Raw genomic sequence first — 16839 nt, forward strand, 5'->3', positions numbered from 1 at the left:
CGTCAGGAGGTATCACCAATTCCGGGTGACATGAAATGCGGCACATGCAGATGTCGACCTTCGCAGATGACAGAATGTCAATGTCTCAACCACATAACGCTCTGCTTGAACTCATTTCAGTGGGTTCAGGTGACTTCGAACAACGCTGCGGCCCCCATGCCTCCGCCAACACACATGGACGTAACCACGTATTTTACACCACGACGCCTCCCCTCAAGCAGAGCGTGCCCGACTTGTCTCGCGCCTGTCATACCATAGGGGTGGCCAATCGATATCGCACCGCCGTTCACGTTGTAGATTTCGGGATCGATCCCAAGATGGTCGCGGCAATACAGAACCTGGCAGGCAAAGGCTTCGTTAAGCTCCCAAAGGCCGATGTCTTCGATGCGAAGACCTGCATTCTTCAGCAGCTTTGGAATGGCATAGATCGGGCCGACACCCATCTCTTCCGGTTCGTTTCCTGCAACAGCCATGCCGCGATAAATACCTAGCGGTGTGAGGCCCCGCTGCTCAGCCATTTTGCCTTCCATGAGCACACAAGCCGAGGCACCGTCAGAAAGCTGGCTTGCGTTTCCGGCAGTGATCACGCCTCCTTCGACAACCGGGTTCAGCTGGCCAAGTGTTTCGGCCGTCGTACCCGGCCTGTTGCCTTCGTCTTTTGACAAGGTCACTTCTTCCAGGGTTTCCTCTCCGGTTTCGCGATTCTTGACCCGCTTTATCGCAGTGATCGGGACAATCTCGTCATCAAAGGCGCCAGCAGCCTGAGCCCGGGCCGTCCGACCTTGGGAAAGTGCAGCATATTCATCCTGGGCGTCACGACTGATCCCATATGCCTGCGCCACATTTTCCGCCGTCATCAGCATCGGCATATAAGCATGTTCAGATTGGGCGATAACGTTTGGATCTTTCTCATCGCCCGCCCATTTCAGATAGGCATTCTGCAGGGTGGAAATATTTTCCTGCCCGCCTGCCACGGCGACATTCTGACCATCCACAATGACCTGCTTTGCAGCCGTCGCAATGGCCATCAACCCGGAGGAACATTGCCTGTCGATCGTCTGTCCTGCCACCGTATTGGGAAGGCCCGCCGCCAGCGCCGACAAACGAGCGACATTCATGCCTGCTGTCCCCGCCGTAAGGACCGATCCGATCACGACATCTTCGATCGTACCGGGGTCCACGCCTGCACGTTCAACAGCGTGCTGAATGGCGTGCCCCATCATGGTAGGGGATTTAATGTTGTTCAGCGCACCCTTGAAGGCAACCCCAATCGGGGTTCGGGCGGTTGAGACGACAACGGCTTCTCTCATGATTTTTCCTTTTTGGCATCAAAATACGCGGTAAGTGTCACGCCCGAGGTTGCGAGTTCTTCCAACAAAGGCGCAGGCGTGAACCACATCTCGCCATAGGCGCCAAGCGACTGCCGATAGTGGTTCATGCGCCCCAGAATCTGGCTTAATCCAATCTCGTCGGCATAGTGCATTGGGCCGCCGCGCCAGTTCGGAAAGCCATAGCCATTGGCCCAGATCAGGTCGCAATCACCCGGGCGCGTTGCAATGCCCTCTTCAAGGATCAAGAAGCCCTCGTTGATCAGGGGGAACAGACAACGTTCAAGGATTTCCTGATCGTCGATTTCCCTGCGCTTCACGCCATGCAAGTCCGCCAAATGGGCACTGATTTGAACAATCTCAGGGTCTTCGACCCGTGTCCGCCCCTCGTAGACATAGCTTCCTCGCCCGGTTTTCTGACCCAGTCGGCCTAGTTCAAACAACCTGTCCTGCACAGCCTGGTATGTCGGGTCATGCGCGATTTCACTACGCCGTTCCTGACGCACGCGTGCGCCCACATCGACTCCGGCCAGATCTGCCATCGCATGAATGCCCATGGCCATGCCGAAGCCTTCAAGGACGTTATCCACCTGTTTCGGTGTCGCCCCCTCTAGAAGCAGACGGGATCCTTCGCGGAAGTATGGTTCCAGCATCCGGTTTCCAACAAAGCCGTAGCACACGCCAACCGTGACAGGGAGCTTTCGGATCTTCTTTGCGACCATGATTGCCGTTGCAATGACATCGGGAGCGGTCTTGGCGCCCCGCACCACCTCTAGCAAGCGCATGACGTTCGCCGGGCTGAAGAAATGGAGACCAATCACATCCTCCGGACGGGACGTGACCGCAGCTATTTCATCAAGATCCAACGTCGATGTGTTTGAGGCCAGTATCGCGCCGGGTTTAGCGTGCTGGCCCAACGCTTCGAAAATCTGGCGTTTGACATTCATGCTTTCAAACGCCGCTTCAATGATCAGGTCGGCCTTCGCAAGGTCTGCATAGCTAAGCGTCCCAGTGGCGTTGGCGGCGATTGCCTCTGCCCGATTGGCACTAAGCCGCCCTTTTTGGGCCGCGCGTTGGAAATGCTCCCTGACCTGATCCAGCCCCTGTTCCAGCGCAGTTTGTGTGGTTTCCAGAAGCGTGACCGGATACCCCGCCTGCAGAAAGGCGATGGCAATGCCGCGCCCCATTGTTCCGGCACCGATCACGGCGACCGATGAAATGCTACGTGGTTGGTCAGCACGGGTAACGCCGGGAACCTTGGTGCATTCACGCTCTGCAAAGAACAGATGCCGCCCCGCGCGCGATTGAGGTGTGTCGAGCAGTTCAGCGAAACCCGCCTTCTCTTGTGCCAACCCCTCGGCCAGCGGCATTTCGCACGCGGTCTCGATGGACACCAAACATCGTTCAGGGGCGACAAGGTTTTTGGACGTGTGCGCTATCTGGTCTCGGAAACCCGTCAGATATCCCTTCGGATCAGGGTGTGTGACGGTCATATCCGCACAACTGCGTTTTGGATCGCCCTCATGGCTGACACGGGTGGCAAAACCCAAAACATGCGCGCGAAAATCCTGGTTGTTTTCAAACAGTGCGTCGACCAGCCCGCAAGACAGGGCATATTCGCCTTTCACGGGATCACCCGAGAGGATCATTTGCGTTGCCGCTTCCAGCCCGGCAATCCGGGGTAGTCGCTGGGTGCCGCCGGCACCAGGCAGCAGCCCCAGTTTGATCTCAGGTAGGCCCATCACCGCATCCGGCGTGGCGACACGGTAATCACAGGCAAGCGCAATCTCCAGCGCGCCACCCATAGCGGGACCTGCTATCGCGGCGATAATAGGTTTCTTGCTGGTTTCAATCGTTACACACAGGTCTGGCAGGTCCGGCTTGTCCCAGACTGCCCCTGTACGAAACTCAGCGATGTCAGCGCCGCCGCAAAAGAGCGGCAGAGCCGAGCATAGAACGATAGCTTTGACCTGTTCATCGGCGTCCAACTCGTGGATGGCCGAGGAAAGCGCCTGCCGCATCTTCAGGCCAAGAGCGTTCACTGGCGGGGCATTCAGCTCAATGAAAGCGACACCCTCGGTGTGTTTAATGGAAATCATGTTTGGAAACCTCAATTGGACTGTTTGGCAAGATCTTGTTCGATCTCTGCCCAATCGTCGAAGTGGATTACATTGCAGGGTGAATTCACGTTCTCGAGCCAGACAAAGACCGAGATGAACGGCTGGTCATAGACCCGGGTGGCATGGGGCTCGCCAGCTGCGTTCCATATAAGTGATCCAGCCGGATAATCCTGCCAATCGCGAGTGCCAAACCGCCAACCAGATTTCTCGGACAGGTTCAGATAAAGCTCTGGCGCATCGTGGTTGTGGTCCCGATACAGCGTCCGTGGACCCAACATGAAAATGCCAAGGCTGAAATCGGGATGATGATGCCCACATGCGTCCGGCCCAATCAGCAAAGTATGCAGGTTACACTTTGCATATCCTTCGCCCAAATCGGCATCAGGTGGATAGAATTGGGCGTTGTCTTCGCGCCAGGCCAGATCCTCTTTGGCAGCTTTCAGACAACGTGCGATTTCTTGCAATTCGGGGGCGACAATCCCGGCGATGGCGTTCTTCAGAACCTCATCGTGCCGGGTTCCTTGGGGAGGTAAATCAATGAGCCTCTCACCCTTCAGGTCCATGGCTGCCAGCTTGTCCAACGTCAGATCAACGCCGCGCGTGGCAGCTCTGTGAGCCTGCAGATAGGTGACAATGGATTGAATAAGCGCCTGAATACGGCGTTGTTTGTCTGTCATGATTTAAAGTCCGAGCGCGTTGAAATATCTTTCCGCACGAGTTTCTTGTCGAGCTTGCCGACGCTGGTTTTAGGTAGGCGGGCGACAAAGATTATCTCGTCTGGAACTGCCCATTTTGAGATCTCGCCTGCGTCAACCCGCGACTGGATTTCTTCCATGACTCTCAAGCGCACAATATCCGGGTCGGCATCCTTTGCGGCTTGAGCGACCAACACTGGCCTTTCGCCCCATTTCGCGTGCGGCAGCCCGATTGCTGCGACGTCCTCAACGCCGCTGCAAAACGATGCTATGTTTTCCAGGGCCAGTGAGGATATCCATTCGCCGCCGGTCTTAATCACATCCTTGAGGCGGTCAGTAATCTGCAACGATCCATTCTCGCGGATATACCCAACATCCCCGGTATGCAGATACCCACCGTCCCAAAGCTCATCCGAGGCTTGCGCATTATCCAGATAGCCTTGTGTCAACCAGGGAGCCCGAGCAACAACTTCGCCGGTTGTTTCGCCGTCATGTGGGACGTCCTGCATATCCGGTGTCACAACACGAAGGTCGACAAGAGGGCCGGGAAAGCCGGTTTGCGCCTGCATCTCGGGGTCATTGCTGGACAAATCGGCCACCGTCAGAAACGGACAGGTTTCGGACATCCCATAGGCCGCATGCAAGGATATGCCTGCCGCCGCGGCGCGGTCCTGCAGGCCTCGCGGCAAAGCGGCCCCGCCAATGATCACTTTCCATCTGTCCAGGTCAATTTGTGGGCAGCCCGGATGGTCGAGCACCATTGACAGAACCGTGGGCACGCAGTGTGAAAAGGTGACGTTTTCGTCTGCAATCAATCGCAAGATTGTGTCAGGGTCATATCGACCAGGATAGACCTGACGCAGCCCCAGCATCGTTGCGGCATATGGAAATCCCCAGCCGTGGACGTGAAACAAGGGCGTCAGCGGCATGTAGACGTCGCCGCGATGAAATCCGGCATTCCCGGGCCATGCGCCGAAACCTGCGATCAAGCCCAATGTGTGAAGGACCAACTGCCGGTGTGAATAGCTCACCCCCTTGGGATTGCCGGTGGTCCCGGTCGTATAAAACAGGGTTGCCGTTTGGTTTTCATCGAAGTCCGGGAAGTCAAAGCAGCCTGGGGCCTCGCCTATCCACTCTTCATACCCTTCTCCGTCTCCAATCGGCACGATGGTGATGTCCCGATCAAAGCCCGATTTGATACCCTCAATGAGCGGCATGAAATCGCGGTGCACGATGATCAGATCCGGTTGCCCATGGTTGATCGTATAAAGAACCTGAGCAGGAGACAGGCGCACGTTGATCGTGAAAAGGGACGCGCCCATCATCGGGATCGCGAAAAAACACTCAAGATAACGGTGCGTATCCCAATCCATGACACCGACGCGCATACCCTCATGTATCCCGCTCGCCTTTAAAGAATTGGCAAGTTGGCGCACGCGTTTGCCCAAGTCCGCATAGCTCAACCGCATTTCGGTGCCGCTGACGATCTTTTGGCTGGCTGACGCGAGCTGGGATCCGGCCAGCAAGTGTTTAATCAGCAACGGATAGCCATATGCATTTGGCGAAGGTGAAAGTGGTGGCATGAAGGTGGAATCCCATAACATCTCTATCTGCTAATCTGGCATTTCTCACCCCGTGGAAGAATTGAAAGAAATTTCCTTTCATCAAGAAATTCTAACCGATCACATCGCACCGCGAATTGCGTGCTACCCCCTGACAGGTTATGAAAAAGAGTATCAATACCCTGCTATATTCGCGCCCGTCGTCGGATAACTCTGCTTGAGGGTAAGCAGAATTGATTTCATCGAGGAGATGCAGCAATGACCACTCACATGCCCACGCTGGTTTCACTGCGCGCTTTTGAGGCGGTGGCGCGTCACAAGAGTTTCCGAAAGGCCGCTGACGAGATTTGTGTGACGCATGCGGCAGTCAGCCACCAGGTCAAAGCATTAGAAACAACAATCGGCGTTAAACTACTGGAACGCACAAGCCGTTCGGTCGAGCTAACACCGGCTGGCGAGCAGTATTACCCACCAGTACGCGAACACATTCAGGGAATCATCAAAGCCACTCGGCGCATCCAGACACCTGAGGAACCGGACGTGTTGCTCGTTCAGTCCTACGCAAGTTTCAATACAATGTGGTTACAGCCCAGATTGGCAGACTTTCTTCAGGATAATCCAGACACACGCGTGCGCATCGTCTCTACCTTTGAAGACGGTGATTATGACATGCACCGGTTCGATGTGGGCGTGTTCAATGCACCACCATTTGACAAACGGTTTGACTATAGCCCGTTGTTCGAAACCGATATCTTTCCAGTATGTGCTCCGGAGGCCTTGAAAACCGCAAGCGGTGGAATGCCGCTGGAAGAGCTAAAAAATTACCTGTTGCTGAGTGTCCCAAACACATGGAATGAGCCGGATGACTGGGACTGCTGGTTGGATGCGGCGGGCTTAGATCGCGAAACGATGAAATTTGGCTCTGTTTTCGACAATTACCCGCTTGTCCGCGAAGCCGTTTTGAACAACAACGGAATGAGCATCTCAAGGGCACCGTTTTGCACGCGTGATCTTGAAAGGGGGCGCTTGGTCAGACCGTTCGACATTTCGGTGCCAGAGCCAGGCCGCTGGTATCTGGCGACGCAAAAAGAGCGTGCACCCAACCCCAAGCTCGATACATTTATCGACTGGCTGTTCGAACAGATCGAGGCCGACCCAGCCATGCGGTTCTTCCGGGCCTGATCTGTTGAATTACAGCTCTGCCGTCAGCGCGCGTCAGGACTGACGCGCACCTGCTTCGGAGGCAACACGAGGGACGAGAGCGCGAACCAGTTCGGTCATGTCCAGTGTGCCGACCGTCTGCTCCCCATCCTTGACAACATAGGCGTGTGACGTATCCCCGCCGGACCGCGCGATCATGCTTTCGAGCGTGTCGTTCACGTCCACTTCGCCATGGGCATCCGCGGGCACTTTGTCATCCCCAAGTGGGGTCATAACCGAGCGCACCCGCAGAACCCGTGCGCGGTTGATGTCGCTCACGAAGTCTTCGATGTAGGGATCGTTAGGGTTCAACAGAATATGCTGCGGCTCGCCCTGTTGTACAACAAAACCATCCTTCAAGATCACAAGGTGATCGGCCAGCTTCAGCGCCTCATCAAGGTCATGCGTGATGAAGATGATGGTCTTGTGCAGCTCTTTTTGCAGCTCGAGCAGCAGGTCCTGCATGTCGGTCCGGATCAGCGGGTCAAGTGCCGAGAAAGCCTCGTCCATCAGCATGATCGGTGTGTTTGCACTCAGTGCCCGAGCAATGCCCACACGCTGTTGCATCCCACCAGACAGCTGCGCCGGATAATGGTTCTCGAACCCGCTCAGACCGACGCGATCCAGCCATTTCGCGGCTTCGCGGTCGCAGGTGGCCTCGTCTTCGCCACGCACCGACAAGGGCATGCCTGCATTCTTCAGCACGGTCTTGTGCGGCAATAACGCGAACTTCTGGAACACCATCGACATCTTTTCCTGTCGAGCATGGCGCAACCCGTCCTCGGACAGTTGCATCACGTCCTCACCCTGCACGATGATCTCGCCCGCAGTGGGTTCGATCAACCGGTTCAGGTGGCGGATCAGAGTAGATTTCCCAGAGCCGGACAGGCCCATGACCACTGTGATTTCCCCCGCCTGCATATCGACGTTGATATTGTTGAGCCCCAACACGTGCCCGTGCTGCGCCAGCAATTCTTCCTTGCCCATGCCTCCTTTGACATGCTGCAACACGTCCTTGTCGCGGGCGCCAAATATTTTATAGAGCCCGGACAGGCGGACCATTGGTTGTGTCATTGAACCGGCTCCTTAATGTTTGACTTGGGTCTTATCGACCCGTGTGAGAGCTGCCTTGGACACGCGGTCAAGGATCACGGCCAGCAGAACAATGCCGATGCCAGCGACGATGCCCACACCCAGTTCAAGGTTTCGGATACCGCGCAACACGTTCACGCCAAGGCCAGGGGCCGAAACAAGAGAGGCGATCACGACCATGGCAAGGCTCATCATGATGGTCTGGTTTATTCCGGCCATGATATTGGGCAACGCCAAAGGGAGTTGCACCCGCAACAGTTTCTGGCGATCTGTCATGCCAAAGGCATTGGCCGCCTCAATCACGTCCCTGTCGACAAGCCGGATGCCCAGATCGGTCAGGCGGATCACAGGGACAATCGCGTAAAGGATGATTGCAATCCCGTAGAGTTTGGATTCCGTGACCGAGAACAAGAAAATCAGAGGGATCAGGTACACGAAGGTCGGCAGGGTCTGCAGCAGGTCGAGTAACGGAACCACGCTTTTTTGCAATCGGTCAGATTTCGACATGGCAATGCCAATGGGTACACCGAACAGCACCGATATCGTCGTACATACAAAGATGATCGACAGAGTCTGCATCGCCACATCGTAGTGGTCTACGACGGCCAGCAGCATAATCGAGACGGCGACGAAGATCGTCACAGGGCGCGAACGCGACGCGTACCAGGAAATCGCCACCAGAAGCGGGACCATGATGAACCATGGCGTCGCTTCAAACAGCCAAAGTGCGCCATCCAATATCCAGCTCAATGGCTGTGTGATCGGGTCCAGAACGGTTTTCAGGACCGGTTTGGCTGCCAGAAACCCTTCTTCGATCCCGTTGGTTACATCGCGCGACTGCCATATGCGGTTGCAGCTTTCGTGCAGATTATCAAACGAGGGAATTGGAATGAGCGGCCCAGAGGCCTCTTCTCCTCCTGCTTGCGCCGCAAGGTCCGCCAGCGAAAGAGGCGCTTTATCGTCTGGCGTGCCACACCATTCGCTCAAACCCAATGCGCTGAATAACTTGTCATAGAAGGCCATTTATCCCACTTTCCGATCTTCTTCAGTGCGTTAGGGGCATCACTGAGGATGCCCCTGTTCGTGCAGTTTACTGCAGCAATGCGGAAAGTTTGTCGCGCGCAGCATCGTTAAGCCACGCCCCCCAGACATCCTTGTAGGTCGTCAGAAAGTGCACAGCACCTTCATCGTAGGAGGCATTGTTGTCCTCGACCCATGCCAGCGTTTCGCCCATCTGTGCGTTGGTGAAGGACAGATTTGTCATCAGTTCAGAGATTTCTGCGTTTTCGGCCATGAATTCCTTGGAAAGAACTGTAACCACTTCGCTGCGGGGGAAGGCGCTCATTGCTGGCGTCTCGCATTCCGCCGTGATGTTGCAGGCATGCTTTTCAGGGTCATGGGGGCCCATTTCGACCAGGGTCATCGGGTATTTGCCCAATACCGATGTCGGTGCCCAATAGAAGCCGAACCACGGCTCTTTGTTTTCGTAGGCGGCCGCGATCGAAGCCGCAAGGGTTTCGCCTGATCCATGCACGAAGTTTTCAATGCCTGCATCAATCAGCCCGCCTGCCTTCATCAGGTTGGTGCTGACATTCAGACAGGTCCATCCCTCGGGGCAATTGTGAAAGCGATTTCCGACGAGTTCGGGGTTGGCTGCGATGCCTTCAATTGTTGCCAGTTCCGGATGCTCCTCCACAAGGTAGTTCGGAACAAAGAACCCTTCGACACCGCCATCTGACAGAACTTCGGTCACAGGAATGATTGCACCTGAGTCAACCAGCCCTTGGTAAGCCGGCGCGCCGTTTGTCCAGATTTCAGTCAGAATATCGGGCTCTCCTGTCTCGGAAACGGATGCCAGCGCAGGGTTGCTCGAGAGCGGAACCGTGGTCACTTCGCAACCATAGCCTTGCTCCATCAGAAACTTCGAGACCGCGGTCACAATTTGCGCTGACCCCCAATCGGCCTGCATCAGTGATACTTCACCGCATTCGTTTGCCTGGGCCGCCGAAGCGGTGATTGCCGCAGCAAATACACACCCGAGACCCGCTGATATCTTGAACATTTATTTCCTCCTTGTCATCGGCGAAACAGGGGCAGAGAAACGCTCCAATCCAAAATTCGCCTTATTTGTAGCGATGATTTGTACCGATAGGCCCAAGAGTAAAAAACTGAAAAGAATTTTGAATCATGTACAATTGCTTACAGGTAGAATGTCACAGCCAAGCTCGTGCACAGTGAACATCGTTCCAACGAATACGTGTTAGATGCAATTCTTTGTGTGACATATGCAGGTGAGTTCTCAGATCTTTTTTAAGAGACAGAACGAGGTGTCATCACACTCAGGGATGCCCATTCAGGACACGTCACTTTCATTCGAGCGAGATGCAGCATTGAGTCAATGTGGGCGCCCTACGGTCATTTGCTTCTTTTGCGATGAATGTCCGATATGGCCCGCTTCACTAAATTCAGCAGTCAGAACGGATATCATGACCGAACGCTGATTGGGCTTTCTTCACTCCCAGAAAGGTATTTGCCACCGCCCGATAGAGGCGATGGCAAACTTTTAGTGGTCAGAATTGCAATTTAAGCTGGTCAAATTGCAAACTGTTGTTGGTTTTCACAACAACAAACCCACTACTTCAGATCACCCGCATTTAGAGTGACCGCAGCTACGGCAGGTCATGCATCCTTCGATCATCACCATGTCGAACTGACCGCAGGACGGGCAGGCTTTGCCGCGGGGGCCGTCGAGGTTGACCACTTGCGCCTGAGGGTCGGATTTCAGCCCCATCCCTTCGCCCTCAAGGAAGCCTATATTGATCAGGTGCTGCTCGATCACTCCGCCAATCGCGGCCAGGATCGAGGGGATGTATTTGCCTTTCACCCAGGCCCCGCCACGCGGGTCGAACACCGCCTTGAGTTCCTCGACCACAAAAGACACATCACCGCCCCGACGGAACACGGCCGAGATCATGCGGGTCAGCGCAAGCGTCCATGCATAATGCTCCATGTTCTTGGAGTTGATGAATACCTCGAACGGACGACGGCGGCCGCCAATGACAATGTCATTTATGGTCAGGTAAATCGCATGCTCGCTGTCGGGCCATTTCAACTTATATGTTGACCCCTCTAGCGATTGTGGGCGGTCCAGCGGTTCGGACATATAGATGACATCGCCGCCATCAACCTCGTGCGGCGCATCCGCACTTTCTCCAGGAGCTTTGTCGGCACTCTCTGATACGGTCAGAACCGACCCCGTCACATCGTTGGGGCGATAGGTCGTGCACCCTTTGCAGCCCTGATCCCAGGCCTGCATGTAGACATCTTTGAAAGCGTCAAAGCTGATATCCTCGGGGCAGTTGATCGTCTTGGAAATCGAGCTGTCGATCCATTTCTGTGCCGCCGCCTGCATCTTGACATGATCAGACGGAGGCAGCGTCTGCGCGTTGACGAAATAGTCGGGCAGGTCCTTATCACCAAACTTGTCGCGCCACATCTGAACGGCGTAATCCACGACTTCTTCTTCGGTGCGTGAGCCATCTTTTTGCAGGACCTTGCGCGTATACGCATAGGCAAAGACCGGCTCGATCCCCGAAGAGACGTTGCCCGCGTACAGGGAAATCGTCCCCGTCGGGGCAATCGACGTCAGCAGCGCGTTGCGGATGCCGTGTTCGCGGATCGCATCGCGTACGTCGTCATCCATCTGCAGCATTGTGCCGCTGGCCAGGTACTTCTCGGCTTCGAACAAGGGAAACGCCCCCTTTTCCTTTGCCAAATCGACCGACGCCAGATACGCGGCGCGGGCGATTGCGTGCAACCAGCGCTCGGTCTGACGCGCCGCCTCGTCAGAGCCATAGCGTAGACCCAGCATCAACAGTGCATCGGCCAGCCCGGTGACACCCAAACCAATGCGGCGTTTATCTTGCGCCTCGGCCTCTTGTTCGGCCAGCGGGAATTTCGAGGCGTCGACCACATTGTCCATCATGCGAACGGCGGTGGCGACCAGCTCTTGCAGCGCGGCCTCATCGAGATGTGCGGCATCCTCGAACGGTCCGGCCACCAGACGCGCCAGGTTGATCGAGCCCAACAGACAGGCGCCATACGGCGGCAGGGGCTGTTCACCGCAGGGGTTCGTCGCCGCGATGGTCTCGACATAGCTGAGGTTGTTGGCCGCATTGATCCGATCGATGAAGATCACACCTGGCTCGGCATAGTCGTAAGTGGCCTGCATGATCTTGTTCCATAGATCGCGGGCCTGGATGGTGTGATAGACCTTGCCATCAAACACCAGTTCCCACGGGCCATCGGCCTTGACTGCCTCCATGAACGGATCTGTCACCAGAACCGACATGTTGAACATGCGCAGACGGGCCGGGTCGGATTTGGCGGTGATGAACTGTTCGATATCGGGATGATCGCAGCGCATGGTCGCCATCATCGCCCCGCGGCGCGACCCCGCAGACATGATCGTGCGGCACATCGCGTCCCACACATCCATAAAGCTCAGCGGCCCCGAGGCGTCCGCCGCCACCCCGTGTACATCCGCCCCACGCGGACGAATGGTTGAGAAATCATAGCCGATCCCCCCACCCTGCTGCATGGTCAGGGCGGCCTCTTTCAACATATCGAAAATACCGCCCATGCTGTCTGGTATGGTTCCCATGACAAAACAGTTGAACAGGGTCACCCGGCGTGCAGTGCCCGCACCGGCGGTGATGCGTCCGGCGGGCAGATATTTGAAATCCTCCAACGCCTCAAAGAACTTGTCTTCCCAATGAGCAGGGTCCTGTTCCACGCGGGCCAGATCGCGAGCGATACGGCGCCAGCTGTCTTCAACCGTTTGGTCGATGGGTGTTCCATCCGCCTGTTTAAAGCGGTATTTCATGTCCCAGATCTGCTCGGCGATGGGGGCGGCAAAGCGGCTCATTGGTGATTCCCTGTCTTGAAAGAGGTATCCAGATTAGCCCAATTCGCACCTTCACCACAACACCTTGATGAAGCGGTGCAGAAGGCTACAATATAAAGGTAGCCTTGGGACGACTCTGTGGGAAAGCTGTGGATAAGTACGTAAACCTCATAAAACTGTCCGTCGGATCAGAAAGCGTCGACACGCTGATCGCATGGCAGGAGAGTCGCATGCCTCTGTACGAGGACGGATTGCCGCGCCACGTGACACGCATGTGGCCCAAACGCGAGGCAGAGATTCTGAATGGCGGATCAATCTATTGGGTGATCAAAGGCGTTGTGCAATGCCGTCAGCGCATCCTACGTATGGACGAAGTGATCGGGGATGACGGCATTCGCCGCTGCGCCATTATTCTGGATCCTGAGGTTCATCGCACCCAGAACGCCCTGAAGCGCCCCTTTCAGGGGTGGCGTTATCTCAAGCCCGACGACACCCCCGCCGATCTGCCAAAAACCCGCGCGCAGGACGATGCCCTGCCCGATGATCTAAACCGCGCGCTGGCGGATATCGGCGTGCTGTAGTCAGGCCAGACGGTCGAGCACCTCAGTCAGAACATCCTTGTCTTCGTCCGTATACTTGGCCACCCGGCTGCGCCATAGGGTTGCTTGCGATTGCAGGATCAGCCCGTCTGTCAGGATTTTCAGGTGGTTGGCGCGCAGGGTTTCCCCCGTTGACGTGATATCGGCAATCGCTTCGGCGGTTTCATTCATTACCGTGCCTTCGGTCGCCCCCTGGCTGTCGACCAGCGTATAATCGGCCACGCCCGCATCTGTCAGAAATTCACGCACCAACCGGTGGTATTTGGTGGCAATCCGCAGGCGGTGGCCGTGGGTCTTGCGAAAAGCCGCTGCCGCCGCGTCAAGGTCATCAAGCGTGTCCACGTCGACCCAGCAGGCTGGCGTAGCGATGATCAGATCGGCCTTACCAAACCCAAGCGGAGATACTTCTTCGACCTGCTGTTCCCAGCGTGGCAGTTTTTCATGCACCAGATCAATTCCAGTGACGCCAAGATGAATGCGACCAGCAGCCAATTCACGCGGAATTTCCCCCGCCGATAACAGGATCAGCGAGACACCCTCGATCCCTTCCACCTTACCGGCATATTCGCGGTCCGACCCACTGCGAGACAGGCTGATGCCGCGCTTTTCGAACCACGAAAAGGTCTTTTCCATCAACCGGCCCTTTGAAGGCACGCCCAGTTTCAGGCTCATTGGGCGTCCTCCTCTATCTCCAGCATCAGGTCCGGGCGCAGCACGCCGCCAACTGCGGGGATTTCTGCCCCTTTGCCCAAGTGGCGGGTCAGTGCATCATAGCGCCCCCCAGTGGCAATAGGCGGCAAATCCGGCCGGCCCTCGGCGTAGAAACCAAAGACAAACCCATCATAATACTCCATCGAGGTCCGGCCATAAGACGCTTCGAAATCCAACCTGTCCACATCCACGCCGCGCGCTTGCAAGGCCGCGATCCGCGCCTCAAGCCGGTCCAGTGCCGGGGTGATCTGCGGCAAGTCCACCGCCACGTCGCGCAGCTGTTCAAGCGCAAAGGGCATGGTTTCGCGGACGTTCAGCAGGGTTTCCAACCCGGCCAGTTCGTTGTCGGAAATCGGTGGGGTATCACGATCCTCACGCAGGGCTTCGATCCGCGCCTGAATTTCAGAGGCGCGGCGCTTGCCGATCATAGGCGCGTCGGTTGCCAAAGGGTCAGCAGCCTCGAGTAAGGTCTTGCGTCCTTCAGGCCCCGGCTTGCGCCCAGCGAAACGGTCCAGCAAGACGCGAAAACGGCGGGGCCGCCACAGATGGCGCATCAGCGCCGCCTTGCGCCGGTCGGAAGTCCTCAGTCCCTGGACAGCAGCGGTCAGAATACCGATATCGCCGGTTGCCGCCCGCAGGGGCAACCCACGCAGTTGCAACGCGAACAGCGAAAACACTTCGGCATCGGCACTGGCCGGATCGGTGCGATCAAACACCTCATACCCGACCTGGATATATTCATTCGCGCGATCCGGATCGTGTTCCTGCCGCCGAAACACCTCACCCGAATAGGTATAGCGCGCCGGTTCGGCACCGTCGGACATGTGCATCTGCACCACCGGCAGCGTGAAATCCGGGCGCAGCATTTGTTCACCATGCAGCGCATCCGAGGTCACGTAAGCACGGGCGCGAATGTCTTCCCCATAGAGGTCCAGCAACGTTTCAGCCGGTTGCAACAGAGGCGGATCAACAACCCGGGCACCTGCGGTCTCGAAACGCACCCGCATCATCGCGGCGCGCGTCTGTATCTGAGTACGGTTGGCCATGGCTCAGTCCTGATTGTCCAGAATTTCGCGCACCTTGGCGACCAGATCACCGCGCGGAACCTCAAACTGACTTGGGCGTTCTTTCCATTCCTCAAGCGTGGCGCTTTCTGCAATCTTGGCGCCAAGGATCAGGTCCTTGATCTGCACGATCCCGTTCGCCTTTTCATCACCACCTTCGATGACCGCAATGGGTGAGTTCCGCTTGTCCGCATATTTCAGCTGATTGCCAAAGTTCTTGGGGTTCCCCAGATAGACCTCGGCCCGGATACCTGCATTGCGCAGCTCGGCCACCATGGCCTGATAATCCGCCATGCGGTCGCGATCCATGACGGTGACAACCACCGGCCCCTTGGCCTGTGCGCTGATCCGCCCCTTTTCGCGCAGGGCGGCCAAAAGACGGTCAACCCCGATCGAGACGCCGGTCGCGGGCACTTCCTGTCCAGTGAAACGCTTGACCAGATCGTCATAGCGCCCGCCGCCTGCGACAGAGCCGAACTGCCGCTTGCGGCCTTTCTCATCCAAGATATCAAAGGTCAACTCGGCCTCATAGACCGGGCCGGTATAGTAGCCCAGGCCACGCACGACCGATGGGTCGATGACGATACGGTCTGGGCCATAACCTTGAGCAGAAAGCAGATTTACTACTTCCATCAACTCTCTTACGCCATCTATGCCTTCACGAGACTCCGATACCAAATTCATAATTGTGTTCAAGACAGATTCATTGTAGCCGAAGTTTGGATCGTCATCTGGGCCGAGAACATCCAGTCGTCGTCGCGCCGTAAGAAATTGGGTGACGCGATCTATTTGCTCTTTTTGAAGCCCAACGCCATCGATATATGCACCCGATGCATCCAGACGCCCTTTGCCTAGTAACTCTCGCACACCGGCCTCGCCCACCTTATCGAACTTGTCGATTGTGCGCAGGACGTTTTCCCGTGCCGCCGGATCATCACCCAGCCCCATCACTTCAAGCACGCCATTCATAATCTTACGGTTGTTGACGCGGATCAGATAGTCACCTTTATCAATTCCGACCTCTTCCAGCGTATCCGACAACATGGCGCAAATCTCGGCATCCGCCGCCATTGATGCGGTACCCACCGTATCCGCATCACATTGATAAAACTGACGATACCGCCCCGGGCCTGGCTTTTCGTTGCGCCAGACCGGACCCATCGCAAAGCGGCGATACGGTGTCGGCAGATCGTTGCGATGCTGCGCATAGACGCGGGCCAATGGCGCGGTCAGGTCATAGCGCAGGGCCATCCAATCGCCCTTGTCGTTCTCATCAAATTCCTGCCAGGCAAAGACGCCTTCGTTCGGACGATCTACGTCAGGCAGGAACTTGCCCAGCGCTTCGACCGTTTCGACCGCGCTGCTCTCCAAAGCATCAAAGCCATAGCGATGATAGACACCCGCGATAGTCCGCAGCATCTCGGTGCGCTGCGTAACTTCCTCGCCAAAATAGTCGCGAAACCCCTTCGGCGTTACGGCCTTAGGGCGGGGCTGTTTCTTGGGCTTGGCCATTTGGGGCGTCCTTGGGCGTTAAGTGTTCCGCGCGCGGTCTATCCCATGGC

The 16839-nt window shown here is 56.4% G+C and carries 13 protein-coding genes; 2 read left to right on the top strand and 11 right to left on the bottom strand.

All coding sequences use genetic code 11. From position 1 onward, the window contains the following. Window positions 1–125: 125 nt before the first annotated feature. Genes AC2FHX_RS08145 through AC2FHX_RS08160 form a run of 4 tightly spaced genes read right to left on the bottom strand, consistent with a single transcriptional unit; the run spans window position 126 to window position 5726 of the window. Window positions 126–1310, bottom strand: a complete 1185-nt coding sequence (locus AC2FHX_RS08145) for an acetyl-CoA C-acyltransferase (protein WP_496701128.1) — start codon at window positions 1308–1310, stop codon at window positions 126–128. After that, window positions 1307–3427 carry a 3-hydroxyacyl-CoA dehydrogenase NAD-binding domain-containing protein gene (locus tag AC2FHX_RS08150; protein ID WP_074738244.1) on the bottom strand — a complete coding sequence of 707 codons (2121 nt, stop codon included), beginning with the start codon at window positions 3425–3427 and terminating at the stop codon, window positions 1307–1309. The genes AC2FHX_RS08145 and AC2FHX_RS08150 overlap by 4 nt, the downstream gene beginning before the upstream one ends. Before the next feature lie 11 nt (window positions 3428–3438). Beyond that, window positions 3439–4125, bottom strand: a complete 687-nt coding sequence (locus tag AC2FHX_RS08155) for a dimethylsulfonioproprionate lyase family protein (RefSeq protein ID WP_074738242.1) — start codon at window positions 4123–4125, stop codon at window positions 3439–3441. Beyond that, window positions 4122–5726 carry a fatty acid--CoA ligase gene (locus tag AC2FHX_RS08160; protein WP_496701131.1) on the bottom strand — a complete coding sequence of 535 codons (1605 nt, stop codon included), beginning with the start codon at window positions 5724–5726 and terminating at the stop codon, window positions 4122–4124. The genes AC2FHX_RS08155 and AC2FHX_RS08160 overlap by 4 nt, the downstream gene beginning before the upstream one ends. Window positions 5727–5963: 237 nt before the next feature. On the opposite strand from AC2FHX_RS08160, the gene AC2FHX_RS08165 reads away from it, so the two are divergent. Continuing rightward, the gene (locus AC2FHX_RS08165; RefSeq protein ID WP_496701133.1) at window positions 5964–6887 is read left to right on the top strand and encodes a LysR substrate-binding domain-containing protein; all 924 of its coding nucleotides are present in this window, start codon (window positions 5964–5966) and stop codon (window positions 6885–6887) included. 33 nt (window positions 6888–6920) lie between these two features. Here the strand turns inward: AC2FHX_RS08165 and AC2FHX_RS08170 are convergent, their stop codons facing one another. The 4 genes from AC2FHX_RS08170 to AC2FHX_RS08185 form a co-directional block, all read right to left on the bottom strand. Beyond that, window positions 6921–7979, bottom strand: coding sequence for a quaternary amine ABC transporter ATP-binding protein (locus tag AC2FHX_RS08170; RefSeq protein ID WP_073256172.1), 1059 nt, complete (start codon window positions 7977–7979; stop codon window positions 6921–6923). Window positions 7980–7991: 12 nt separating this feature from the next. Then, entirely contained in the window at window positions 7992–9020 is a 1029-nt protein-coding gene (locus AC2FHX_RS08175; protein ID WP_074738236.1) for an ABC transporter permease, read from the bottom strand. A 67-nt stretch (window positions 9021–9087) separates the two neighbouring features. Beyond that, a complete protein-coding gene (locus AC2FHX_RS08180) occupies window positions 9088–10059 on the bottom strand; it encodes an ABC transporter substrate-binding protein (RefSeq protein ID WP_496692282.1) in 972 nt (323 codons plus the stop codon). Window positions 10060–10641: 582 nt separating this feature from the next. Then, complete coding sequence (locus AC2FHX_RS08185) at window positions 10642–12924, bottom strand: adenosylcobalamin-dependent ribonucleoside-diphosphate reductase (RefSeq protein WP_142638886.1); 2283 nt, start codon at window positions 12922–12924, stop codon at window positions 10642–10644. A gap of 128 nt (window positions 12925–13052) precedes the next feature. Between AC2FHX_RS08185 and AC2FHX_RS08190 the strand changes: the two genes are divergently transcribed. Then, entirely contained in the window at window positions 13053–13484 is a 432-nt protein-coding gene (locus AC2FHX_RS08190; protein ID WP_496701136.1) for a DUF1489 family protein, read from the top strand. Here AC2FHX_RS08190 and hisG read toward each other — a convergent pair whose 3' ends face one another. The 3 genes from hisG to hisS are packed head-to-tail and all read right to left on the bottom strand — an operon-like array spanning window position 13485 to window position 16789. Continuing rightward, window positions 13485–14174, bottom strand: a complete 690-nt coding sequence (hisG, locus tag AC2FHX_RS08195; RefSeq protein WP_142638890.1) for an ATP phosphoribosyltransferase — start codon at window positions 14172–14174, stop codon at window positions 13485–13487. It abuts the gene before it with no gap. Beyond that, window positions 14171–15259, bottom strand: coding sequence for an ATP phosphoribosyltransferase regulatory subunit (locus AC2FHX_RS08200; RefSeq protein ID WP_142638892.1), 1089 nt, complete (start codon window positions 15257–15259; stop codon window positions 14171–14173). Before AC2FHX_RS08200 ends, hisG begins: the two co-directional genes overlap by 4 nt. 3 nt (window positions 15260–15262) lie before the next feature. Continuing rightward, on the bottom strand, window positions 15263–16789 hold the full coding sequence (hisS, locus tag AC2FHX_RS08205) for a histidine--tRNA ligase (RefSeq protein WP_496701139.1): 1527 nt from the start codon (window positions 16787–16789) through the stop codon (window positions 15263–15265). Window positions 16790–16839 lie beyond the last annotated feature (50 nt).

It is taken from the genome of Ruegeria sp. CDSC042 (assembly GCF_059610745.1).